This is a genomic window from Cerasicoccus maritimus (genome assembly GCA_031296935.1).
Lineage (GTDB): Bacteria > Verrucomicrobiota > Verrucomicrobiia > Opitutales > Cerasicoccaceae > Cerasicoccus > Cerasicoccus maritimus.
Map to the genome: position 1 here is coordinate 41,297 of JAVDPD010000036.1, position 6,759 is coordinate 48,055.

A 6,759-nucleotide genomic window follows, 5' to 3' on the forward strand; every position below is an offset into this window, starting at 1 on the left:
GTATGAGCGAAATAATCGTAGTCGATGATGACATTACCATGATCCGCCTTGTTCAGCTACACCTAAGGCGAACAAAGATCAAAGGCCACTATTTTCAAAACGGTGCCCAATGTCTGCATGCAGCAACATATCTCCGGCCTGACCTCGCGCTACTGGACTATGACCTGCCCGACATGAAAGGCACAGAGATCATGGCTGAGTTGCGTAAATTACCCGGCAATGAAAACTTACCAGTGCTTATTTTCACAGCACGCACCAGCAGTGAGCTTTTGCCAACCATAAAGGGATCCGGTGTTAGCGATGTGCTCACCAAACCGTTCAGCCCAACCAACCTGATTCGTAAAATAGAAAGTCTGCTTCCCAAAGAGTGAAACCACGCATAGACATCTTTATATTTGCCGACGCTCTTGGCTGGAGATTAGCCAACGAACGGGAATTCCTTGTCGACCTATTTCCGATCCGCAATCCATGCCAAACGCTATTTGGCTATTCGTCCACTTGCGATCCAACAATTCTTACCGGCGAACTCCCTTGCAAGCACGGACACTTCTCATTCTTTGTCAAAGCCAATGGCGAGTCGCCGTTCAAGTCACTGGGGACACTTGGCTTTTTGCCACAGAGACTCGCTGGCCATCATCGCATCCGCAACAAGGTCAGCCGTTACGTTGCCAAGCGGATGGGCTATACCGGCTACTTTCAGCTTTACAGCGTGCCATTCAACCGCCTGCCCTACCTCGACTACACTGAGAAGAAAGACATCTATGAACCTGGCGGAATCATTGGCGGACAAACCAACATCTTTCAGCACTGGCAGAACTCTGGCAAGCCGTGGATGCGATCAGACTGGCGTGCTGGCGACGAAGTAAACATCGCCCAGGCCAAGCAAGCCATCGCACAAGGCGATGTCGAACTCGTGTATCTCTTCACCGCTGGACTCGACGCCACGATGCATAAATGCGGTCCCTCCGGCCCGGAAGTCGACGCCGCCTTCGATCAATTTGCCAAGCACCTACGCGAGCTCCACGCAACTGCTACAAAGAGCTACCGCGAAGTGCGTCTGCATTTATTCAGTGACCACGGCATGGCCGAAGTCACTGCAACCAGCGACATGTATAAACGCTGGCGCGAAGTCGACTTACGCTACGGCGAAGACTACATCGCAGTATGGGATTCCACCATGGTGCGTTTCTGGTTCGAGCACGAACGCGCGCGCAAAGTCACTGAAGAATGGCTCAGCCAGCAACCCGAAGGAGATATCGTTACCGACACGCAACTTGCGTTTGGTGGCTGCCTGTTTCCTGACCGGAGGTATGGCGAATTATTCTACCTACTCAATCCTGGCACACTCTTTGTGCCATCGTTCATGAACATGGGATTTGTGAAAGGGATGCATGGTTACGACCCAAGCCACCCCGACAGCACTGCCTGCTGGCTTGCATCTCACAAAACCAAACCAGTGCTGAAGCTTAAGGATATTTTCCCGGTCATGCTTAACGCAGCCAACCCCCAAACGCAAACAGCCTAACCCAAACTGTGGAAAAATTATACGTAACTGGACATCAAAACCCCGATACAGATTCCCTGGTATCGGCGCATGTTTTTGCCTGGATGATCAGTCAACAGTCAGATGCTCCACCCGCTCACGCCCTTCGCCTTGGTGAGCCCAATCCACAAAGTGAATGGCTCTTTGCTGAAGTCGGTGAACCCATACCAGAGCTTCGTGAAGACTGCCGCCCAACGATGTTGGAAGCCTGTGCGCCCGCGCCATGCCTCTCCCCCGAGGCGCCATTGAGCACGGCCCTTCGCCTTTTGCGTGAAAGCCGTTCACCACTAGTCGTAGTCGGTGATGAAAGCGGCATTCATGGCATCATCAGCGAGCGCATGCCGCGCGTCACCTACTTGCTCAGCGCCAATGTCGAGGACATGCTCGGCACACTGCTTCAATGGGAACACCTCGTGCAAAGCCTGCCACTAGAGCCGCTCAATGCGGCTCCTCTGCAAACCACCCCTACCGGCATGCGCTTCGTTAGTGGCGCACCCGCGCAAGCAAACGACATCCTCGTCACTGGTCCGATGCCGGAGAATCCGCAGGCGCTACTCGAACAAAAGCCCGCCGCGATCATCATCGTTGGACCAATGCCGTGCCCAACCCTCACCACACAGCATGAAACACCCGTGTTCGCCTATCAAGGCAGCGCGTTTGCCTTCTGCGCGAGTCTGGGTGGCTGCATACCATGCAGCAACGCGATGGAAACAAACTTCACTACGATAATGGGAGACGAGATTCTCTCCGAGTGCCGCGACACTATCGCTCGCACAGAATACGGACTCCTCGTCACTGACGACTCAGGGCAGCTTCATGGTCTTGTGACTACACAACAGCTCGCCGCCGCGCCTCGCCGCAAGGTAGCGCTCGTCGATCATTTCGAGCGTGCACAGAGCATCAAGGGACTGGAAGAAGCCGAGATCTTCGCCATAGTCGACCATCACCGCATAGGCGACATCGAGACGAGTGAACCGGTTGACATCGACTGTCGCATCTGGGGCTCCACCGCCAGCATTCTCTTTGCCCGCTGCAAGGAAAGCGGCCTCATCGTGCCACCCGCCAAAGCCAAGCTTCTACTCGGCGCGCTGATCTCCGATACGTTGCTTTTGCAGTCGCCCACCACCCGCGAGCAAGACCGCCGCATCGCCAAAGAACTGGCCGACATTGCGGGCGTCGACCTGCAAGCCTTCGGCCTCGATGTGCTGCGCCACAACGACCGTCTCCTTACAGCCAAAGCCAGCTCACTCGTCAAAGCCGACTGCAAAGCCTTCACCCACGGCAAGCATCGCTTCCTAGCTACACAAATCGAAACCGTCGACCTCTCTGCCCTTACCGACGAACGCGCGCTGGAGCTGGAAACTTCCCTTGAGTCGCAGCTATCCTCAGAGGACTTTGCGATGCTGATGATTACCGATGTGCTCAAGCAAGTCAGCCGCATCAGTGTCCTTTCAAGCGAAGCAACCTGGCGCCGCAAACTCATTCCGCTCGACGCAGAAACCATCAACGGCCACGCCTGGCTGGCCGAAGGCTTCGTCTCCCGCAAAAAGCAACTCATCCCCTACGTCCTCGGCCAAATCGATTCATGAAACCGCGCACGATCATCCACGTTCCACGCCGCTTCGCCCTCGATGAATGGGGAGGCACGGAATCGGTGATCTACAACCTCTGCCGCCAACAACGCGCGGCGGGCCTCAACCCGGAAATCCACACTTCACGCGCCCTCGCATCCACACCTGCCGAGACTTGGCGGGACATCCCCATCCGCCGCTACCCCTACGTTTATCCATTCTTCGGACTCAGCGCGGAGGAGAAGCATGCGCTCGATAAAAAAGGCGGTAATCTGCTCTCCCTCCCCCTCCTCAACAACCTCGCGTGGCGCAGTGATGTGCGCATCTACCATGCCCACGTGACCAAGCGCATGGGCGCCACAGTCCGCACTGCCGCGCGCCTGCGCAAGAAGCCGTTTGTCGTCACGCTGCACGGCAATATCTTCGATGTGCCCAAAGACGAGGCACAGTCGCTTGTTGCTGCACAGCAAGGCCACTTCGAATGGGGTCGTCCGTTTGGACTCCTGTTCGGCAGTCGGCATTTGCTTGAGCGCGCCGACGCCGTGATCTGCGTGGGCTACTCAGAATACGAGGCCGCCCGTCAACGCCTGCCGGCGGACCGCGTCTGCCACTTGCCCAATGGTGTCGAGCCCGACAACCTCACCGGCGGCGACGGCCAAGCAGCACGCCAACGCCTTGGCTTCGGCGCGGACGATTTCATCTTTGGCTGCATTAGCCGCCTCGATCCACAGAAAAACCAAAAGCTGCTCATCGATGCGTGGATCCGTGTGCGCCAGCAAACACCCAACGCCCGGCTGCTGCTCTGCGGCCCCGCGACCAATGCCGACTACGCCACCGAACTCCATTCGCTGATCGACGCATCTGGCTTTGCCAACGACGTGCGCCTGCTTCCGCCAGTCGAAGTCGAGAGCGCCGAGCACCGCGACCTGCTCGCTGCACTAGACTGCTTTGTCCTCGCCTCAAGACATGAACCCTTTGGTATCGTGGTGCTCGAAGCCTGGGCCACGCAAACGCCCGTTATCGCTTCGGCAGTCGGCGGATTACAGCGACTCGTTACCCACGAGAAAACCGGTCTGCATTTCCCCAGTGCCGACACTGAGGCGCTGGCCACACAAATGAACCGCCTTCTCACCGAACCCGGACTCGCGCCAGTCCTTGCCGCCGCCGGCAATGCCGAAGTCCACGCCCACTACACTTGGCAAACCATCGCCGCCCAACAGGAAACCATTTACCAACAAGCAGAGGAGCGCCATCGATCATGAACCAACTGCCAGATTCCATCAGCCTCGTCATGCGATCCTACAACGAAGCATGGGCCATCGGCGACACGCTCAAGGCCGTGTTCGATCAGGATTACCCGGGCAAGATCGAGCTCATCGTCATCGACAGCGCGTCGACCGATGGCTCGCATGAGATCATCCGCCAGTTCGATCCCTACGCCTTTGAAATCCTCGAGCCCGGGACTTACGTGCCCGGCGTCGTGCTCAACCGCGGCATGCAGCTGGCCACCAACGAATGGGTCGTCTACCTGAACAGCGACGCCACGCCCGCCAATCGCCAATGGCTCAGCGAACTGCTCAAAGTCGCCCTCGCGACGCCGAATCTCGGCTCGGCATTCAGTCGGCAGATTCCACGCGACGATTGCCAAGCCGTCTTCGCGCACGACTACGACCGCTGCTTCGGCCCCAACCGTGAAAGCGTCAACTGGCCCAACTTCTTCAGCATGGTCAGTTGCATCACGTCAAAGACAATCTGGCAGCAGTTCCCCTTCCGCGAAGATCTCCAATACGCCGAAGACGACGAGTGGTCACGCCGGATGAAAGATGGCGGTCGCGAAATTGTCCTCGCCGAGAAATCCATCGCCATCCACTCGCACAATTACACGCTGGCGCAGTCTTACAAACGCGCCCGAGGCGACGCCGTTGCCGTCTCCAAAGCCGGGCACGCCAACCCAGTTGGCAACAAGCCGAAGTTCCTCATAATGGGCACGGTCAAAGACGCGCTGGCCGACTTTAAATTCTGCCAACGCGAAGGCCGTCTCAGCGAATGGCCACACGCGATCGGAGTCCGCTGGCAGCAACGCCGGGGACGCGCCGATGGCTACGATGCCGGTGCCGCCGAACGAATCGCCAATCAGCAGTCGTCATGAAAATTATGACCATCAGTAACCTCTACCCCCCGCACCACGTGGGCGGCTACGAAGTACGCTGCCAGCAGGTCATGGATCGGCTGCGCGGGCGCGGGCACGAAGTCCATGTCCTCACTTCCAATCACGCTAAACCCGGCGTCACGGAGCCGGACCCGCCCGGCATTGAGCGCGCGCTGCGCATTCACGGGTTCTTCGGTCACCCCTGGCTACCCATGCACCAGTTGCTCGAGCTGGAGCGCGAGAACCACGCCACGCTCATCGCTGCGATTAAGCGCGTGCAGCCCGACGTCATTCACGTGTGGAACATGGGCGGCATTTCCAAGTCGCTCCTCCACCGCCTCGAAGATGGAAACATCCCCGTCGTCTACGACATCTCCGATCACTGGATCGCGCGTAGCCTCAAGGGCGACGTGTGGCTCGACTGGTGGAATCGCCGCGCACGGGGAGGCTCGGGTCTCCTCCGCATGCTCGCCGAACTGCTTGCCCAGCGCCGCAAGTTTGACCGCGACGCGCCCACCTACCCCGTCGAGCGGATCGCCTGGAAGCACATCTATTTTTGCAGCGCCTTCCTGCGCCAGCTCACGCTCGATGCTGGCTATAAAGTTGGCCACGGCAGCGTGATTTACTGCGGCGTGGAGACGGCCAAGTTCGAGCACAAAACAGACTACAGCGAATTCAAGCGCCTGCTCTTCGTCGGCCGCCTCAGCGAAGACAAGGACCCGCTAACTGCGATTCGCGGTGTCGCCAAAGCCCGCGCTCAAGGTCTTGACGTCACGCTCGATCTCTACGGCAAAGGCGACCAGGAATACGTACAGCAGCTTCATGATTCCTGCGCCGACTTAAAGCTCGGCAACGCCGTCCAATTCAAGTCCTGCACACCTGAGGAAATGCGGCGTGTATATTCGCAGTACGACGCGCTGCTCTTCACCAGCAACTGGGGAGAGCCCTTTGCGCTGACGCCACTGGAAGCCATGGCCGCGCGCCTGCCCGTGATCCTCGTCCCCGACGGCGGCGATGTCGAGCTCGGTCGCGACGGCGAGAATTGCGTGCTGGCCGAAGCCGCGAATCCCGAGTCCCTTGCCAGCGGTATAAAACGGCTCCATGAAAATCCAACGCTTAGACAGCAAATTGCCAAGAGTGCTGGTACCGAAGTCGACGATCAATACGACCTAAAGCCTATCAGCGAACAGATCGAATCCTTCCTGGAGAACGTGCTTCGAGAATCGCGCGGATAACAGCGGTCTCTATCCCCCAATTACCACATCCCAATACAGATAGAGATCCGTTCCTGTTTATACACAATTACGGACACGCTTGCTCTCAAAACCATTCAATCCGATAGAGAGATTGGTCGAATCACTACGCAGCCACGGTCAGTCTAGAGATAACATGAAGTTGCCGGGTTGAGCACTTGCTCAACCCGGCAACCGATGATAGATCAAAAACAATACCTGGCCGTTAAGCTCGGCATCGATGTTCACGCTGACAGCTACGTG

6 protein-coding genes are annotated in these 6,759 nt (G+C 57.7%); all 6 read left to right on the forward strand.

What is annotated here, in order from left to right; all coding sequences use genetic code 11:
• Window positions 1–2 precede the first annotated feature (2 nt).
• From RBB62_RS18405 to RBB62_RS18430, 6 genes are read left to right on the forward strand one after another with little or no spacing between them, the layout of a single operon-like run.
• Entirely contained in the window at window positions 3–371 is a 369-nt protein-coding gene (locus RBB62_RS18405) for a response regulator (RefSeq protein ID WP_309400717.1), read from the forward strand.
• Window positions 368–1,525: an alkaline phosphatase family protein gene (locus tag RBB62_RS18410; RefSeq protein ID WP_309400719.1), complete on the forward strand. Its 1,158-nt coding sequence runs from the start codon at window positions 368–370 to the stop codon at window positions 1,523–1,525. The genes RBB62_RS18405 and RBB62_RS18410 overlap by 4 nt, the downstream gene beginning before the upstream one ends.
• A gap of 8 nt (window positions 1,526–1,533) precedes the next feature.
• Window positions 1,534–3,132 carry a CBS domain-containing protein gene (locus RBB62_RS18415; RefSeq protein ID WP_309400720.1) on the forward strand — a complete coding sequence of 533 codons (1,599 nt, stop codon included), beginning with the start codon at window positions 1,534–1,536 and terminating at the stop codon, window positions 3,130–3,132.
• Complete coding sequence (locus RBB62_RS18420) at window positions 3,129–4,376, forward strand: glycosyltransferase family 4 protein (protein WP_309400721.1); 1,248 nt, start codon at window positions 3,129–3,131, stop codon at window positions 4,374–4,376. The genes RBB62_RS18415 and RBB62_RS18420 overlap by 4 nt, the downstream gene beginning before the upstream one ends.
• The gene (locus RBB62_RS18425) at window positions 4,373–5,263 is read left to right on the forward strand and encodes a glycosyltransferase family 2 protein (protein WP_309400722.1); all 891 of its coding nucleotides are present in this window, start codon (window positions 4,373–4,375) and stop codon (window positions 5,261–5,263) included. The genes RBB62_RS18420 and RBB62_RS18425 overlap by 4 nt, the downstream gene beginning before the upstream one ends.
• Window positions 5,260–6,498: a glycosyltransferase family 4 protein gene (locus RBB62_RS18430; RefSeq protein ID WP_309400723.1), complete on the forward strand. Its 1,239-nt coding sequence runs from the start codon at window positions 5,260–5,262 to the stop codon at window positions 6,496–6,498. The genes RBB62_RS18425 and RBB62_RS18430 overlap by 4 nt, the downstream gene beginning before the upstream one ends.
• Window positions 6,499–6,759: the final 261 nt, after the last annotated feature.

Coding starts and splice junctions, on each gene's coding strand:
- RBB62_RS18405 (WP_309400717.1), top strand. CDS start 3: ATGAGCGAAATAATCGTAGTCGATGATGACATTACCATGATCCGCCTT.
- RBB62_RS18420 (WP_309400721.1), top strand. CDS start 3,129: ATGAAACCGCGCACGATCATCCACGTTCCACGCCGCTTCGCCCTCGAT.
- RBB62_RS18425 (WP_309400722.1), top strand. CDS start 4,373: ATGAACCAACTGCCAGATTCCATCAGCCTCGTCATGCGATCCTACAAC.
- RBB62_RS18430 (WP_309400723.1), top strand. CDS start 5,260: ATGAAAATTATGACCATCAGTAACCTCTACCCCCCGCACCACGTGGGC.